The organism is Bacillus sp. TSO22, assembly GCF_020223595.1.
GTDB classification, from domain to species: domain Bacteria; phylum Bacillota; class Bacilli; order Bacillales; family Bacillaceae; genus Bacillus; species Bacillus inaquosorum.
Window position 1 is genome coordinate 49,219 of sequence record NZ_JAHAWO010000012.1, and the last position, 17,360, is coordinate 66,578.

Annotated in this window: 17 protein-coding genes and 1 other annotated feature; of the genes, 3 read left to right on the top strand and 14 right to left on the bottom strand. The window is 42.6% G+C overall.

Translation table 11 applies throughout. From position 1 onward, the window contains the following. Positions 1–245 precede the first annotated feature (245 nt). On the top strand, positions 246–413 hold the full coding sequence (locus KHQ79_RS14235) for a hypothetical protein (RefSeq protein WP_032732134.1): 168 nt from the start codon (positions 246–248) through the stop codon (positions 411–413). A 38-nt stretch (positions 414–451) separates the two neighbouring features. Here KHQ79_RS14235 and pepF read toward each other — a convergent pair whose 3' ends face one another. From pepF to KHQ79_RS14255, 4 genes are all read right to left on the bottom strand, one after another. After that, positions 452–2,281, bottom strand: coding sequence for an oligoendopeptidase F (gene pepF, locus KHQ79_RS14240; RefSeq protein WP_168767880.1), 1,830 nt, complete (start codon positions 2,279–2,281; stop codon positions 452–454). 229 nt (positions 2,282–2,510) lie between these two features. Continuing rightward, on the bottom strand, positions 2,511–3,632 hold the full coding sequence (locus tag KHQ79_RS14245; RefSeq protein WP_250648314.1) for a competence protein CoiA family protein: 1,122 nt from the start codon (positions 3,630–3,632) through the stop codon (positions 2,511–2,513). 190 nt (positions 3,633–3,822) lie between these two features. Continuing rightward, a complete protein-coding gene (gene mecA, locus KHQ79_RS14250; RefSeq protein WP_003239278.1) occupies positions 3,823–4,479 on the bottom strand; it encodes an adaptor protein MecA in 657 nt (218 codons plus the stop codon). Then, positions 4,446–4,571 carry a hypothetical protein gene (locus tag KHQ79_RS14255; protein WP_119913679.1) on the bottom strand — a complete coding sequence of 42 codons (126 nt, stop codon included), beginning with the start codon at positions 4,569–4,571 and terminating at the stop codon, positions 4,446–4,448. The genes mecA and KHQ79_RS14255 overlap by 34 nt, the downstream gene beginning before the upstream one ends. Before the next feature lie 184 nt (positions 4,572–4,755). On the opposite strand from KHQ79_RS14255, the gene KHQ79_RS14260 reads away from it, so the two are divergent. Then, the gene (locus tag KHQ79_RS14260) at positions 4,756–5,412 is read left to right on the top strand and encodes a TerC family protein (RefSeq protein WP_148983265.1); all 657 of its coding nucleotides are present in this window, start codon (positions 4,756–4,758) and stop codon (positions 5,410–5,412) included. Positions 5,413–5,454: 42 nt separating this feature from the next. Here KHQ79_RS14260 and spx read toward each other — a convergent pair whose 3' ends face one another. The 8 genes from spx to oppA all read right to left on the bottom strand — a co-directional run bounded on the left by spx (position 5,455) and on the right by oppA (position 13,709). Next, positions 5,455–5,850, bottom strand: a complete 396-nt coding sequence (spx, locus tag KHQ79_RS14265; protein ID WP_003239281.1) for a transcriptional regulator Spx — start codon at positions 5,848–5,850, stop codon at positions 5,455–5,457. A gap of 180 nt (positions 5,851–6,030) precedes the next feature. Further along, complete coding sequence (locus tag KHQ79_RS14270; protein WP_003239283.1) at positions 6,031–6,609, bottom strand: GNAT family N-acetyltransferase; 579 nt, start codon at positions 6,607–6,609, stop codon at positions 6,031–6,033. Between the two features lie 174 nt (positions 6,610–6,783). Continuing rightward, positions 6,784–8,001, bottom strand: coding sequence for an MFS transporter (locus KHQ79_RS14275; protein WP_225515965.1), 1,218 nt, complete (start codon positions 7,999–8,001; stop codon positions 6,784–6,786). Between the two features lie 106 nt (positions 8,002–8,107). After that, positions 8,108–9,025, bottom strand: coding sequence for an oligopeptide ABC transporter ATP-binding protein OppF (gene oppF / locus KHQ79_RS14280; RefSeq protein ID WP_019258058.1), 918 nt, complete (start codon positions 9,023–9,025; stop codon positions 8,108–8,110). A gap of 1 nt (position 9,026) precedes the next feature. Then, the gene (gene oppD / locus KHQ79_RS14285) at positions 9,027–10,103 is read right to left on the bottom strand and encodes an oligopeptide ABC transporter ATP-binding protein OppD (RefSeq protein WP_119913678.1); all 1,077 of its coding nucleotides are present in this window, start codon (positions 10,101–10,103) and stop codon (positions 9,027–9,029) included. Positions 10,104–10,107: 4 nt separating this feature from the next. Further along, on the bottom strand, positions 10,108–11,025 hold the full coding sequence (gene oppC / locus KHQ79_RS14290) for an oligopeptide ABC transporter permease OppC (RefSeq protein WP_003232954.1): 918 nt from the start codon (positions 11,023–11,025) through the stop codon (positions 10,108–10,110). A 3-nt stretch (positions 11,026–11,028) separates the two neighbouring features. Then, the gene (gene oppB / locus KHQ79_RS14295; protein WP_225515723.1) at positions 11,029–11,964 is read right to left on the bottom strand and encodes an oligopeptide ABC transporter permease OppB; all 936 of its coding nucleotides are present in this window, start codon (positions 11,962–11,964) and stop codon (positions 11,029–11,031) included. 107 nt (positions 11,965–12,071) lie between these two features. Further along, a complete protein-coding gene (gene oppA, locus KHQ79_RS14300) occupies positions 12,072–13,709 on the bottom strand; it encodes an oligopeptide ABC transporter substrate-binding protein OppA (RefSeq protein ID WP_003239291.1) in 1,638 nt (545 codons plus the stop codon). Between the two features lie 471 nt (positions 13,710–14,180). After that, positions 14,181–14,393, top strand: a binding site (T-box leader). Positions 14,394–14,450: 57 nt separating this feature from the next. Here oppA and trpS point away from each other — a divergent pair. Then, positions 14,451–15,443 (top strand): tryptophan--tRNA ligase, encoded by a 993-nt coding sequence (gene trpS / locus KHQ79_RS14305; RefSeq protein ID WP_225515725.1) that lies wholly within the window; start codon positions 14,451–14,453, stop codon positions 15,441–15,443. A gap of 35 nt (positions 15,444–15,478) precedes the next feature. Here the strand turns inward: trpS and KHQ79_RS14310 are convergent, their stop codons facing one another. After that, on the bottom strand, positions 15,479–16,231 hold the full coding sequence (locus KHQ79_RS14310; protein WP_003239298.1) for a YjbA family protein: 753 nt from the start codon (positions 16,229–16,231) through the stop codon (positions 15,479–15,481). Positions 16,232–16,436: 205 nt separating this feature from the next. Continuing rightward, the gene (gene opp4C / locus KHQ79_RS14315) at positions 16,437–17,351 is read right to left on the bottom strand and encodes an oligopeptide ABC transporter permease (RefSeq protein WP_019258053.1); all 915 of its coding nucleotides are present in this window, start codon (positions 17,349–17,351) and stop codon (positions 16,437–16,439) included. Positions 17,352–17,360: the final 9 nt, after the last annotated feature.

Sequence of the window (17,360 nt, forward strand, 5' to 3'; positions counted from 1 at the left end):
CTAAAGAAACCGCGCCGGGATAAGCGCGGTTTCATATGTCTTAACGACAACAAAGGGGATGGGAGAAATTTTTCACGGTCAAACAAAGGGGTAATGTTTGTTTGTGATCAATTTCACATCCTTATGATAACAAAAGGTGTCGACTTTTGACAACCTATATGCTTAATGTTCATATTTTTGTCACAAAACATAACGAAGTACATTCATTCATATCCTAATAAGGAAAAAGGACGAGGGGGACCGCCATGATGTATACTGTGATTTCAATTGTGTGCATTGCCGTTTTTTTCTTTTTGAATGTATTAGGCATGATGCATATGCTGCCGCTTTATATTACCTCTCCTCTGCTGTTTCTGTCTATTTTGTTTACCCTTTACCGCCTGAACCACCGGAAAACCTTTAAAGGGTTTTAAAAAAGCCTGTGCATCATTTCTGCACAGGCTTTCTTTTTTTAAGACTGCTTGACTTTTATCAGCAGCTCTTCCATTTCATCCAGTTTTTCTTCAAACATTTTGCACGCAGCTTCGATCGGCTCTGGAGACGTCATATCAACGCCCGCTTTTTTCAGGACATCAATCGGGTATTGTGAGCTTCCCGCTTTCAGGAAGTCAATATAACGGTCAACCGCCGGCTTTCCTTCTTTCAAAATCTGGCTGCTTAACGCTTGGGCAGCGCTGTACCCTGTCGCATACTGATATACATAGTAATTGTAATAGAAGTGCGGAATCCGCGACCATTCAAGGCCGATTTCCTTATCAATCACCATGCCGTCTCCGAAATACTTTTTATTCAGATCGTAATAGACATTTGTCAGAAGCTCAGGTGTAAGCGGCTCCCCTTCTTGCGCCTTTGTATGGATCAGATGTTCAAATTCAGCAAACATCGTTTGTCTGAAAACTGTTCCTCTGAAGCCTTCAAGCATATGGTTGAGAATATATAAACGCTGTTTTTCATCCTCTAAATTGTTCAGCAGGTATTCGCCAAGGAGCGCTTCGTTAGTCGTTGACGCAACTTCCGCGACAAAGATGCTGTAATTTCCGTATGGATATGGCTGGTGCTTTCTCGTATAGTAGCTGTGTACGGAATGTCCAAACTCATGCACGAGCGTAAAGAGATTATTGACGTTATCATGCCAGTTCATCAAAATATACGGATTCGTGCCGTAAGATCCTGATGAATAAGCGCCATTGCGTTTGCCTTTATTTTCGTAAACGTCGACCCATCGGTTTTCCAGCCCTTCTTTTAAGATGGAGGCGTACTCTTCCCCTAAAGGTGCAAGACCTTTCAGCATGTAATCTTTGGCTTCCTCGTACGTGACCTTCATCCCCGCATCCTTTACAAGCGGTGTATACAGATCATAGATATGCACTTCATCAAGTTCAAGCACTTTCTTTCTCAGCGCGATGTAGCGGTGCAGGAGCGGCAAATGCTTATTAATCGTTTTGACGAGATTGTCGTATACTTCCTCAGGAATACTGTTGTTAGAAAGCGCAGCTTCACGCGCTGACTTGTATTTTTTCACTCTCGCATAGAAGTTGTCCTTTTTCACTGTGCCGCTTAGAGTAGTGGCCATTGTGTTTTTATATTGACCGTATGTTTTATATACTGCATCAAAGGCATTTTTGCGGACTTCACGGTTTTCACTTTCTAAGAAATTAATAAAGTTCCCGTGAGTGATCTGTTTTTCATTTCCCTCTTCATCTTTTATGGAAGGGAATGTAATTTCGGCATTATTTAACACGCTGAACGTATTGGAAGATGAACCCAGCACTTCAGAAGCTTCAGCAAGCAGTGCCTCTTCCTTCTCACTCAGCACGTGCGGGCGTTCTTTTGTAATCTCCTCAATCGCATGGGAGTACAGTTTCAGTTCTTCTTTTTCAAGAATAAACTGCTGCAGTTTGTCTTCTTCTATGGATAAAATTTCAGGAACCAAATAAGCTGTCGCGCTTGCGGCCTGTGTATACAAGTTTCCCGCCTTGTCATTCAGCCCCTGATAAAAAGAGTTCCCGGTATCTTGGTCAGAGCGCATATGCGCATATGTGTAAAGCCTGCCCAGCCGCTCCATCACTTTATCTTGATACGTAAGAGCCTCGTACAAATAATCGGCTGAATCTGCCAGCTTTCCTTTATACTTAGATAAATTAGGAATTAATTCTTTTACAGCTTGAAATTCTTTATTCCAGGCCTCATCATTAGGAAAAATATCCTCAAGTCTCCATGTGTCTTCTGCCTTTACCTCACTTCTGTCAGGCAGTTGATTTGCTTTTTTTTCCTCAGCCATGGTGATCCCCCTCGTTTTCTTTGATTCAAGCCAATTGAAAAAACCGCTGTTTCTCAATAAACTTGTGTTGTGAATATCTTCCGGTTTTTCACTGCCTTTTGTCAAATCATATGCAGTAATGAAGAGAACGAATGCCAAAAAGGCAGTAAAAACACGAAAAACCTTTCCTTTTGTGCCTCTCACAGCCAGCCCACCACCTTTGTCTTAGGGTGAGCCAAATGAGACAAACTCATTCTATAAAACAGCTGCGGTCTCTTTCCATGAGATCCTGTATTGAGCGTATACCCTCTTTAGGCTGATTCAGCACATATATTTCTTTCTGAGTCTCCCTTAAAAATCCCTTCTTGCACAAAAAATCAATGTACTGTTTCACCGCTTCTGAAAGACAATCTTCGCTGCATTCGTATCTGAGCGAAATGTTCTTTTTATAAATGTGCAGTTTGCACTGCTGTAAAACGGCGGAAAAGCGAATTGGCGCGCCTTTATATCCAAGATCCGTAATAAACAGATATAGAAACCCCTGCCACACAAAAACCGGACTATGAAAAACAGCCCCTTTTATAACAGGAACAAACACTTCAGTCGGAAGAAAAGAAAGGGGCGTCTGCCGCTTTTCATAAAACAGGAGCCTGAGGCGATTTGTTTCCTTGGAGATGAACCGGTGGGGTTTATGGCGAAAACGGTGAATCGCTTTTGTCCAGCCGGAGTATTGAAATGAGGGCATCGGTTCAGTGAAAAAAAGATCTTTTACACCTGCCCGATGGATAGGGATCATTTGAACGGAGGAATAAGAATGGTTTGTGTAAAACGGGATGATATGGCTGAGCCGGCGGAAAGAACGCGTTTCCGGGCAATAACAGATCAGTTCCCTGTATGGGCTCGCATTGATAAACTGCCAATGGAAAGCAGAAAGCTGATAAAAGGATGGAGCAGTTCGTTTTAAGCGGCTGTTTCCCACAATCCACTGCGGGATGATTCCTTCTTGTTTGAAGCCCTCTGTCCGCTTTTGAAAGACATCGGGAGCAAGATTGGCACATTGATACTCAACAGCAAGCATGTGTCTCTTGAACTTTGCCATGATGTCGGGTCTTTGATTGATTTTCTTGATATACGGTTCTAATAGTGGAGAAGCCTGTTGCGTTTTCAGCCATACATACAGCTGTCTTTTTCCTTCTAAGTGATAGGCGCTTTCCGGTTCTATGTCTATCGAGCAGGACTTGTTCTGTTTATGGGCGAAATGCGGCGCTTTTTGAAGTCCGAGCTTCACATCAAGCTCTCCCCCGCACGCCGGACAGAAGAATCGTCTCTGCTTAAATTTCTGGCTTCGCTGAGCGCCTAGAAGGTGAACCATTTGGCCGTCTTCAGTCACAGCACTAAACACTTGTCATCTCTCCTTTCCAGATGAGGTATACTTTCTGGAAAAGATGATCAACTCCTGTTGGCTGTATTTTTCGCCTGGATGTATGATGTTGATTTCAGTTCTCAAAAATGGCATTTCAGCGCATAAAAAAAAGCCGATTTCCGGAAAGAAATCGGCTTTGCTATGATGCAAAGTGTTTTTTTATCGTTTCTAGAGCATGCTCTGAAATAATCAGCTTGCCGTACTCTTCAAGACGGTGTATGCTGATTGAGGATTCATTTGCGTACTCCAACAGGATGCTTAGCTGATTTTCAACCTCTTCATCAGTCATATTGCAAAAATCTACATATAAATAATATCGGTTCTCAAACGAATATAAAGTCGTTTTGCTTCCGTTAACGTTCAATTTAGATAGAGAAATAACATCCTCAAAATCGCCAAACCGCAAGACAAATTGAAGCTTTTGCTCCTTCTCTTCCTGATTGACGGCTTGCTCTTCTTTCTGGAAATCATCCAGCAAGGCGTCAAGATCCTCAGATGCTGGTTCTTGCTTTTTATCCTCAGGAATCGGCAGTTCGAGCTTTTGTCCGTCTTTGGAAAGCTGGGCTTTTGTGACGATGATTTCTAATCCTTTGTCCAGAGCCTGAACTTGGATCCAAAGAGGGCCTTCCACAGCGAATTCCTCTTCCTCATGAACTTCATCCATGACTTCCCAGAACAATTCTTCACTGCGCTCACGGTTATACCAAATTTCTTCTCTGTCAAAACCGCGATCTTCAATATCTCCGTAAGACATATAAAATTTTACTGTATGCTCGTTAATTCTTTCAATTTCCATTTGCCAACCTTCCCTTCTATATAAGATGTTGAAGGGACATCTAAGCTCCCGATTAATTGTACTTTACTACACTTTACCCATTCCGTCCACATCTTAACCTTGAAGCAAGGCCAGTGTGAATTCCTTTGTATTTCTATTTTATGATAAAACAGTCACAAAAGAAATAAAAATGCACCTTTGCCTAAAAAACGGCAGATCTGCGGCTGATATCATAAAATACGACCTGTCTCATATAGTAGTAGTACAAGCGATGGAACGAAAGCGAGGTGCCGATTCATGGAGCATGACTATCTGATTTCTCTGCTTGTCATTGTTGGAATCGATCTGATCCTTGGCGGAGATAATGCGGTCGTCATTGCCATGGCCAGCAGAAATTTGCCGGACAAGCAAAGACAGCAAGCCATTATTATCGGAACATTTATTGCCGTTGCCATGAGAATCGGATTAACAAGCGCAGCCGTATATCTTTTGAACATTCCTTTCTTGCAATGCGCCGGCGGAATTTTCCTGCTGTATTTAGGCTATCAGCTGCTGATTGAAAAAAAAGACACGCAGCACATCAAAAGCAGCACCTCCCTGTGGAGAGCAATACGAACGATTGTGCTTGCAGATCTCTTTATGTCGCTGGATAACGTCATAGCGGTTGCGGGTGCGTCACACGGTGAGTTTTCTCTCGTTATTATAGGTTTATGTGTATCGGTGCCGGTTATTATTTGGGGCAGCAAACTCATCCACATTGCACTTGAGAAAATACCCCTCCTGATTTACGCGGGAAGCGGGCTGCTTGCTTATACCGGCGGAGAAATGATTGTCAGGGACAAAAAGCTGTCTTTTTTTATGGCGCAGCACGGCGCAGTTGAAACGCTCCTCCCCATTTTAACGGTCGCGTTTGTCATCCTTGCGAGTATTTATTATCAGCAGGTTGAAAAATAAAAGAAGGCTGATGACTCAGCCTTCTTTTGATGTTACGATCTATTAGTTTGCCAAACGCTGTGCTTCTCTTAATTGGAAAGAGCGGACTTTTCTTGGCAGGAAACGTCTGATTTCGTCTTCGTTGTATCCAACTTGCAAACGTTTTTCGTCGATGATGATCGGACGGCGAAGCAAACCTGGGTGCTCGTTGATCAAGCGGTACAAATCTTGCAGCGGCATAGATTCAACGTTCACATTCAGTTTTTGGAATACTTTTGAACGGGTTGAAATGATTTCATCTGTTCCGTCCTCAGTCATTCGAAGAATTTGTTTTATTTCATCAATAGATAAAGGTTCAGAGAAAATGTTTCTTTCTTCAAATGGAATATCGTGCTCCTCGAGCCACGCTCTCGCTTTTCTGCATGAAGTACAGCTTGGTGATGTGTATAATGTAACCATTCATCTTCACTCCTCTAATTAGTAGGATGAACATCTATTTTATTCTTAAATTGAAATTACTCTAAAAAAGGAATCTTTATAGGTATTATACTATAAAAAAGTAAGTGTGAACAGTATCCTAAGAAAAAAATGTGTCAATCCAGCAAATTTTTAATTTTAATGATATGTTCTGATTCTCAATTAGCTTAACTGATCGAAAATATTTTTTTGTTTTTCTTCATCAATGAGTTTCAAGACCTCATCTGTTTTTTCGTACGATTCCCCGTACCATTTCTCATCTTTATAAGTATGAATGTTTTCATATGTCTGTTTCATGGCTTCAAGAATTTCTTCTTCTGATTCTGTTTTCGGTGACCAGTACAGAATCTCCATCTTGTTTACTTCATTCGTAGCCAATGACCGGCGCCGGTACCCAATTGACTGAGCATGCTTGAAATGCTCTCTTTGATAAAACCTCAGGCGTTTTTCTGTATCAGCATCATCTTCATCCACAGGCTCCACCTCGAGCAAGATCGGCTTATTTTTCTTTTTGAGCTTTGCGATCAATTTGCCGCCAAGCCCCTGCCCTCTTGCATCCTTAGACACATACAGATAATCAACAAAGATAAAAGAATCGAATTCCGCAAACATTAGTATATGATGTTTGCCTTCGTCTTTATGATAAATATCGCTCCGCTCTTTCAGAAGAGCTTCCATATGCGCTTTTGATTTCATTTCTTCAATTGGAAAGTACTCGCTAAGCTTTTCGTACCAGTTCATTGATTTGCTCCTTATGAGTTCATTGTCTTCATACTTTTAGATATACCCCATTTCTTCTTGTTTAAACAGTTTTACATCTATAAAGACGTACGAACTTCCGCCATGGTTTCATTTTTTTTCAGCAAAAACCGGAGCCGGATGCTTCGTTCATTTTGAAGCGTATGCAAAAAGCTCTCATTGAGCGCGGCTTTCCCGCTTGTAATGAAGCAAGCGGGGCTGTGCCAGTGCAATAAGAAACGTCATGCCATACAATACTCCAGCCGTGATAAAAGCCGTTTTCGCACCAGCCGCATCAGCCACGAGCCCCATGATGGAGTAGGTGATGCCTGACCAAGGAGTCAAAATCGCATTTTTGGCAGCCATGATCCCGATACGCTTCTGTTCCGGAATGGCCTCCTGCAGCACGGTTTCCTGGCAAATATCACGCACCTGATAAAAAGGCCCCATTGCAGCACAAGCCAGAGCGCATAAAAACGGAATTGGAGAAAATGAAAACAAAAGGGTCAGCGCCGACATCACAAGCGAGCTGAACATAATCGCATAGCCAATGTTCTGCTCAAAAAAAGCAGAAAAACAAATGGCAATCACACTGCCGACAATTGCACCTATAAAATAAGAAGCGTTAAACATTCCCCACCACACCTCTGTTTCATGCAAAACAGCCGCAGTGAATGCGAGAAGAATAGCAGACGACCAAACTGAACCCGCCAAAGCTTCTATCATGTCCATTACAGTAATATCTCTTACAACCGGGATGATCATTAAATCCTTCCATATACTCCTGGCAGATGCTGTTTCAGCTTTTTCATCAGTCTCTTCTTCATTTATATGGAGCAAACTGATGGAAACCCCCGAAAGAACAAACAGGCAAATGGCTGCACCTACAACGAGTTCAAACGGTACGGCATACGTCAGAAGGCCGCCTAGGCCCCAGCCTGCTGTTAAAAACAATTGATTCGAGAGGGAGATCACACCGTTCGCTTTCACATATTGCTCTTTTGGAACAATAATCGGCAGCAGCGCGAATCTTGCCGGCTGAAAAAAGGCGCCCGCAAAGGAAAAACAGAAGACAAACAGCAGCGTTATCCAAAAGAAAACCTGTCCGTGATGACTGACGCTGTATGCCATTAGTATTGTAAAGACCGCCCTCAGCAGATTTGCGAACACAAGCACCTTTTTAAAACCAAGATTGCGAAGCACCGGAGAGATGCAAAAGCTTGCCGCTATACTCGCAAACGACATGAACGATAAAACAAGACCAGCCAAAAAGACAGAGTCTGTCATTTGATAGACCCGGACCATTAAAACGATTGTGACAAGGACTCCTGCTAAAGATTGAAGAGATTGAGACAGTAGCAGTGCAAAAACATTTTTGTTATGCAGAAATTGAATCGTATTTCGCCTCCGCTTTTTCCTCTACTTGTAAATGTTATCATTCTCACTTTCTATGTAGGCGCAAAAAAATCCTTCAAGACATTTATCTTGAAGGATTGATGAATCATGAGTAAGCTTTAAATTCTGCTTCCGTACACATTACAAAATGTCCCGGTTTGACTTCACGGAATTCCATCGTCTCCCCATCCTTTAATTGATGGACGGACGGATCGTATTTCTGGCGGACACGATTTCTCTCATAGTCCGGATCAGGAAGCGGAATCGCTGAAAGCAATGACTTTGTATATGGGTGAAGCGGGTTTTCATAAAGCTCATCTGCCGGCGCAAGCTCAACCAGTTTCCCGAAATACATGACTCCGATGCGGTCGCTGATGTATTTGACCATCGATAAATCGTGGGCAATAAACAGGTAAGTGAGCCCTTTTTCTTTTTGCAGTTCTTTCATTAAATTCACGACCTGCGCCTGAATGGATACATCCAAAGCCGAAATCGGTTCATCCGCAATAATGAATTCCGGATCAACAGCAAGAGCTCTGGCAATCCCGATTCTTTGACGCTGGCCGCCGGAAAATTCATGCGGATAGCGGTTCGCGTGTTCCTTGTTTAAACCGACTGTTTCCAAGAGCTCGTGGACCCGCTGCATCCGCTCTTTTTTCGTTTTCGCCAGCTTATGAATATCGAGACCCTCAGCAATAATATCTGCAACTGTCATTCTCGGATTCAGTGATGCGTATGGGTCTTGGAAAATCATCTGCATTTTGCGGTTGAATTCCAGCAGCTTTTTCCGCGATTTTTTCCCGTGCACATTTTCTCCGTTGAACAGCACCTCTCCATCGGTCGCTTCGTAAAGCCGAATAATGCTTCGGCCTGTTGTTGATTTACCGCAGCCAGATTCACCAACCAGCCCTAATGTTTCACCTTTATAGATATCAAATGATAAATCGTCTACAGCCTTAACCGTTCCTCTCGGCGTGACAAAGTGCTGTTTTAAATGTTTGATTTCTAATAGTTTCTCAGTCAATTTATTCACCTTCTCTCACTAAGACAGGTTTTTCATACGTGTTTGCCAGTTTCCGCATTTTCGCTTTTACCGCTTCAGGCGGCTCTACCTTTGGCGCGTCAGGATGAAGCAGCCACGATTTGACATAATGAGTATCAGACACCTTAAACATTGGCGGCTCCTGTTCAAAATCGATTTTCATCGCGTAAGAGCTCCGCAGTGCAAAAGCATCTCCTTTTGGCGGGTTTGTCAAATCAGGAGGCGTGCCCGGGATTGCAGTCAGCTGTTCCTCTCCTGAGCTTTCCAGTGTCGGCATAGATGCCAGCAGCCCCCAAGTATACGGATGTCTCGGATCGTAGAAGATCTCGTCTACCGTACCGGTTTCTACAATTTGTCCCGCGTACATGACAGCGACCCGGTCAGCAACGTTAGCCACAACACCAAGATCGTGTGTGATAAAGATGATTGACGTGTCAATTTTCTTTTGTAAATCCTTCATCAATTCCAGAATTTGTGCTTGGATCGTTACATCAAGAGCAGTCGTCGGCTCATCGGCGATCAGTAGCTTCGGATTCGCCGCAAGCGCCATGGCAATGACAACTCGCTGTCTCATCCCGCCCGAAAACTCATGCGGAAATTGATTGACCCGTTTTTCCGGCATCGGGATTCCGACTAAATCCAGCAGCTCAACGGCGCGTTTTTTCGCCGCTTCTTTTGAGATCTTCTCGTGTTTAAAAAGCACTTCCGTAATTTGTTTACCGACCTTCATCGTCGGATTTAAAGAGGTCATCGGATCCTGGAATATCATCCCGATCTCTTTCCCCCGGACATTTTGCATCTCTTTTTCAGATAGCGGCACCAGATCCTTGCCGTCAAACAAGATCTCACCGCGCTTAAAATAACCCGGAGGCATTGGAATCAGCTTCATGATCGCTTGAGAGGTCACACTTTTTCCGGAACCTGATTCTCCGACGATGGCCAGCGTCTCTCCTTTATTCAGATGGAAATTCACTCCGCGGATCGCCTGAACCTCTCCGCCATATGTTTTAAATGATATCGCTAAATCTTTTACTTCTAATAGGCGTGTCACCCGTATCACTCCCTTATTTACGTAACTTAGGATCCAATGCGTCTCTTAATCCGTCGCCGACAACGTTAAAGCCAAACATTGTAATGCAGATAAATCCGGCAGGGAAGAATAAACGCCACGGATAATAGGTCAATGCAGGCAATCCGTCAGAAGCCATCGTTCCCCAGCTTGCCAGCGGAGCCGGAACACCAAGTCCCAAATAGCTTAAAAAGGCTTCTGTGAAAATCGCAGTAGGAACTGTCAATGTCATCGTGACCAAAATAGAACCCATTGCGTTTGGCACGATATGTTTAAACAGAAGACGGGATGTTTTTGCACCAAGTGTCTGTGAAGCAAGCACATACTCCTGATTCTTCAGCTGCAACACTTGTCCGCGTACAATTCTGGCCATATTAATCCAGCCCGTAATCGTCATGGCAATAATAATTGTAAATAGCCCTTTCGGAAGAACAACCATCAGTAAGATAACCATTAATAATGAAGGAACTGCCCAAAGGATATCAGCGATACGCATCATAATTTCATCGGTTCTGCCTCCGCGGAATCCTGAAATGCTTCCCCAAATGACGCCGATCAGCAAATCAAGAACAGCGGCTGCAACACCGATAAAGATTGAGATTCGAGCTCCTACCCATGTACGGACGAAAATGTCCCGTCCAAGGTCATCTGTTCCGAACCAATGATCTTTTGAAGGCGGCTTATCCGCATTTAAGAGATTAGTAGTTGAATAATCATACCTTGAGAACATCGGCGCAAAAATCGCCATAAGGATAATGAGCACGATAATGATAAGCCCGACCATTGCAAGCTTATTGCTGCGGAAGCGAAGCATCGCATCTTTCCAGAGGGAAAGGCTCTTTTTACTTATTTTTTCTGCATCGCCGGCATTCGCTGCGGCTGGTTCAAACATGTTTTTTGGAATGTTCTGCATGGCCTAGGCTCCTTTCTTTGCTTTGGAAAGCTTGATTCTTGGATCAATAATGCCGTATAACACATCTACGATTAATACACACAATAACAGGATGACACTGAAGAACACCGTTACACCCATAATGACTGTATAATCACGGTTTGTAATACTGTTTACGAAGTGTGCACCAAGCCCTGGGATCCCAAAAATGGTTTCTATAATGAAGCTCCCCGTTAAGACCTGCGCGGCCATCGGGCCCATGTATGTAACAACTGGCAAAAGCGCGTTTCGAATGGCGTGCCGCACTGTAACCGCTGGGCGGGACAGCCCTTTCGCTTTCGCTGTACGGATATAATCACTGTTTAACACTTCGATCATGCTTGAACGGGAAAGTCTGGCAATAAACGCCATCGGCATGGAAGCAAGTGCGATTGAAGGCAAAAAGGTGTATGCCCAGGACTCCCACCCCGCGACCGGAAACAGCCCAAGCTTCATGGAGAACACATATTGCAGAACAGCCGCCATGATAAAGCTCGGAACTGAAATACCAAAGATTGTTAAAATCGCGACGGTATAATCCTGCCACTTATTATGGTAAAGGGCTGCAATGACCCCAAACAATACACCTAACGCTAAAGCGAGGAGAATAGCTTCTGCTCCAAGAGTGAATGAAACGGGGAAACCTGAACTGATCAGGTCGTTAACACTCTGACCTTTATATTTAAATGACGGTCCGAAATCCCACATTGCAACTGATTTCAAATAACTGACATATTGTACAAACAGCGTCTTGTCCAAGCCATAATGCGCATTTAAGTTTGCTTCAATTTCAGGCGGAAGCTTTTTCTCACCTGAAAATGGCCCGCCCGGTGCTGCTTGCATTAAGAAGAATGTCACAGTTACAATCACAAATAGTGTGATAATCATATAGACTAAGCGTCTTCCGATATATTTTAGCAAGGGGGAACACCTCCATGGTTTTTACATTTTTATACTCCATCAGTAAGAAAGGTATATGGGGTTTTTCTCCCCATATACCTTGAGGTCTTTTATTTTCAGACGAAGCCTTATTTAAAATATGCGTTTCTGAAATAAACCTCACCAGTACCTGGCATGATAACACCATTTAAGTTTTCATCCTGTACCCAAGTATCTGTATAGAAATAGATTGGGGCAACTGGCATTTCATCAATGAAAATACCTTCTGCTTTTTTCAGCAGCGCTGCACGTTTTGTTTTATCTGTTTCAGTTTGTGACTGGTTCAGAAGCTTTTTGAATTCTGGATTTTCCCAGCCAGTATCGTTATTTCCTCCGTCCTTGTCACGGAACAATTCAAGGAAGTTAATAGGATCATTGAAGTCGCCGAGCCAGCCCATACGGCCGATTTGATAGTCTTGGCTGTGGAGTTTATCAATATATACATTCCATTCTGAGTTATCAAGCTCAACATTCACGCCTAAATTTTTCTTCCACATTTCTTGTACAGCTTGAGCGATTTTCGCATGTGCTTCATCAGTGTTATAAGACAATTTGATTTTCGGCAGGTCAGATGCCTTACTCAAGCCCATTTCTTTCAGGCCTTTTTCAAGGTATTCTTTTGCCGTTTTGATATCGTTGTCTTTGAAGTAGCCTTCTTTGTTATCTTCAAATCCCTTCATTGTCGGCGGCACCGCAGCCATTGCCGGGATTTGCTCTCCCTGTGTAACGTTTTTAACAATCGATTGACGGTCAAGCGAATATGTTAAAGCTTTACGGATATTTACGTTGTCTAACGGCTTAGCCTCAGTGTTGAATTTGTACCAATAGACACCTGCAATCGGCTCAACATGTAAAGAACCGTCTTTTTTCAAGGTAGGCAGAGATTCTGTCGGAAGCTGTCCGAGCGGCATACCGGCCCAATCAAGTTCGCCAGCTTGGAATTTTTTCAGTTCAGTATTGTTATTGTTGATCATAACCATATTAATGTTCTTCAGTTTGACTTTGTCTTTATCCCAATACTGGTCATTTTTTTCAAGTTTGATAGATCCGCTGTGTTTCCATGCCGTCATTTTGAACGGTCCGTTTGATACGTAATCATCTCCGGCATTTGTGTTCCACTTTTTATTTTTCTCTGCAATTTTCTTGTTGATCGGCATATACGTGTAGAACGCAGTTAATTCAGTGAAATATGGAGTCGGGTTATTTAATTCAACCTTCAGCGTTTTGTCATTTACAGCTTTTACTGCCACATCATCAAGGCTGCCTTTGCCGGTATTCGCCGCTTCAGCACCTTTTATGTAGTAGAGCTGGTAAGCGTATTGTGATTCGTTATTAGGATCAAGCGCCCATTTCCAAGCATATTCAAAGTCTTGTGCTGTTACAGGGTCGCCGTTTGACCATTTTGCACCATCACGAATTGTAAATGTATATGTCTTTCCATCTTTGCTCGTTTCAATTTTAGAAGCAGCGCCTTCTTCAGGCTCACCATCTGCATTGATACGTGTCAATCCTTCAAAAGTCTGACGGATGACACCGCCTGATACTGAATCATTTGCCAATCCCGGATGTAATGAGAACGGCTCAGTTTTAATATTAATGTTAAGTGTCGTCTTTCCTTTGCTGTCCTTTTTCCCTTCACCGTTTGACCCGCTGCCGCCAAAGCCGCAAGCGCTCAGCACGAGTGTGAAAATGAGCATCAACGTGACAATCGACCAACGTTTTTTCAATTCGCAAACCCCCTAATAATAATTTTTTCAGCTCCTTACGGCTAAATCCTCAGAAATATCAGACAAATGAACCTGAGTTTCCATAACTTTTATTCTGTTCCGTCTTTTCTGATTATTTTTGTAAAAAAGCTGTAACAATAGAGTGAACAAGTTCATTATAATGAAACAAATAATTTATTGCAATATTATTTTATCAATTTAAAATATTTAAACTTCGTTAGTTTTTCTTCCACGAACATAATATCCTTCTACCATTTAAAGCATAAATTGATTAAAAACTATTTTATGGTTTTTTTGCTCATATTGCTTTTTACATATAATATCTTGTTATTTTCACGCTGATAGCAGTTATCATTTAGGGGTTTTACAGCTCCCCTGGTATTTATATCATTACAATGTTACTGGAAAAAAGAATGTTTTTTCATGATGACAATTGGTTATAATTGATTTATAATGAAGCAATCAAAAGAAAAGCGTGCTATGAAAAAGAGTAGTACACATTTCACCCGTTTGAAGAGAGTCTGCGGTGCTGGGAGCAGATAACGGGCAATGTGGAATGGACTTTGGAGCAGCTGACCGAACCCGAAAAGTAGGCTCAGCCGGAGCAGACTCCGTTACAAACGTCAGAGTGATTCCATTTTAATGGAATAATCAGGGTGGTACCACGGTTCATTCGTCCCTTTTTTACAGGGGAAGAATGAGCCTTTTTTATTACGTTTTAAGAAATGAGGTTGATTTTTTATGAAACAAACGATTTTTTCAGGCATTCAGCCAAGCGGCTCCGTTACGCTCGGCAACTATATCGGTGCAATGAAGCAGTTTGTCGAACTGCAGCATGATTATAACAGCTATTTTTGCATCGTGGATCAGCATGCGATTACCGTGCCTCAAGACCGGCTTCAGCTAAGAAAGAATATCCGCAATCTGGCGGCGCTTTACTTAGCTGTCGGACTTGATCCAGAAAAAGCAACATTGTTTATTCAGTCAGAGGTTCCCGCGCATGCGCAGGCCGGATGGATGTTGCAGTGTGTCGCATATATCGGCGAGCTTGAACGGATGACCCAATTTAAGGATAAATCCAAAGGCAATGAAGCCGTCGTTTCCGGCCTGTTAACGTATCCGCCGCTGATGGCCGCTGATATTCTGCTGTACGGAACGGATCTTGTGCCTGTCGGCGAGGATCAAAAGCAGCACCTTGAGCTGACGCGGAATCTCGCGGAACGCTTCAACAAAAAATATAACGACATCTTTACCATTCCGGAAGTGAAAATCCCAAAAGTCGGCGCACGCATCATGTCTCTGAATGATCCGCTGAAGAAAATGAGCAAATCCGATCCGAACCAGAAAGCTTATATTACATTGCTGGATGAACCGAAGCTCCTTGAAAAGAAAATCAAAAGTGCTGTAACAGATTCTGAAGGCATTGTAAAATTTGATAAAGAAAACAAACCGGGCGTTTCCAACCTTCTTACGATTTATTCAATCCTCGGCAATACGACAATTGAGGAGCTTGAAGCAAAGTACGAAGGGAAAGGCTACGGCGAGTTTAAAGGTGATTTGGCAGAAGTCGTGGTTAACGCATTAAAACCGATTCAGGACCGCTATCATGAACTGATTGAATCTGATGAATTAGACCGGATTCTTGATGAAGGCGCGGAACGGGCGAACCGGACAGCGAACAAAATGCTGAAAAAAATGGAGAACGCCATGGGTCTTGGCCGAAAAAGACGCTGATCAAAAAAACCGCTCTATGCAAAGAGCGGTTTTTTTCAGTTTACCTTTGATTCGTTTTCCATTTCCCATAGCTTTTCGAAAAAAGGCTGTCCTTTTATCAGATTTTCGCAAAAAGCCAGATGCTTGTCCGACCAGCCTTCAATTGTTTCGTTATACAGCATGTCCCAAATCTCTTCAAAGCTCATCCGTTTGATTTGTTCATACATATGCGGGTTCCACTCTGTGTACCAGTAGCCGATTTCAGCGCGGTTTTTCAGCCCTTTTAATTGGTCAAGCGCCATAAACATCAGCTGCTTGATTTGCCGCTCTTTTCTTGTTAGTCCTCTGACGTGCTCTGGCGCTAATGATAAAATGTGATATTCTTTGGAGGATTCCAGCTTCTTTGGCTCAAATTCATATGTTTCAGGCTCCACATCTTTTACCATTTCATAAACGAGCTGCTCCTGTCTTGGGATCAGACGGCTTTTTCTGACAGGGATCGTGTAGCCGATCGTGTCGACAGCCAAAATGCCAATTCCGTCTGTTACGACAAAACAATACTCCAGCTTTGTCCGCTCGTGGTTTTTCCGAATGTACGATTTCTGATGTACGTCTTCAAGCAAACCTTTCGGAAGCTCAGACAGATCGTTTTCTATGTAATGAAACAGTACCGACGGCACCCTTAACAGCGGCACCTGATCCAAAAGCTCAACCGTATCTTCCTTGCGCCATTCGTGAAAGTGGCATACATTGTAGCCATTTTCTTCCCCTTCAAACCAATTGACCCACACATCATGAAGAAATAACATCTCTAACCCCTCACTTTTATAAAAACTGTTGTCCACAGTATAGGCAAGGGACAGAGAAATTATTCCAAAGAGATTGAGGAAATCTGGAATCTCTGGGTTTATGTAAGAATCACAAAAAGCAGATCTCTTTGTATATTTTCTGACAAAAAGAGATCTGCTTTTCTTCTGTTTTCGTTATATTTTGTAACCAATATTGTTTTCATTTTTATTTAATATTTTTCGGGTCCAGTGCATCCCGAAGGCCATCACCGACAAAGTTGAAGCACAAAACGGTAATTAAAATAAATAGCCCGGGAAATAATGGGTACCACCATGCTTGAATCATTAATGTAAAGTTTTGAGCATCCTGAAGCATATTTCCCCAGCTTGCGATTGGCGGCTGGATTCCGAAGCCCAAGTAGCTTAAAGTTGATTCAGCTAAAATGACACTGCCCACTTTTAAAGTAGCGGAGACAATTATTGGCCCAATACAATTCGGTAAGATATGCGAAAAAATAATTTTGTAATTTTTGGTACCTATTGTTTTAGCAGCCAATACAAATTCTCTTGACCTAAGAGATAGAAACTCACCTCTGACAAGCCTCGCTGTTGTAGTCCAACCCGTCAGAGAAAAAATTAAAATTAACTTATCCATTCCCGGTTGAAAAATTGTCACTAAGGTAATAAGCAGAAAAATATCCGGAATAGATAAGACTACATCGACAGCCCTCATCAATACAGCATCTACTATTCCTTTAAAGTACCCTGCTAAGGCGCCAACAACGGTGCCTATAGTAATCGCACCAACTACTGAGACAAAGCCGACCAATAAAGACACACGAGCCCCATATAACACCCTTGTAAATATATCGCGTCCAAACTTATCTGTCCCCATTAGATTTTTAGGGCTTGGCGGCTTCAATTTATTTAAAAGAGATTGACTCTCAGGCGAGTAAGGCGCAATAAAAGGGGCAAAGACCGCCATTAAAATGATAACTGTTAAAATGATACCACCTATAACAGCAAGCTTATTTTTGAAAAACTTCTCAAAAAAGATCCTAGTCATTGTTTCTGGTTTTTTTCTAATATTTTCTTTTAGCTTTACCTCATTAGAGGGAGCCGCAGTGTTTGGATGTGCCATATGTGCCTC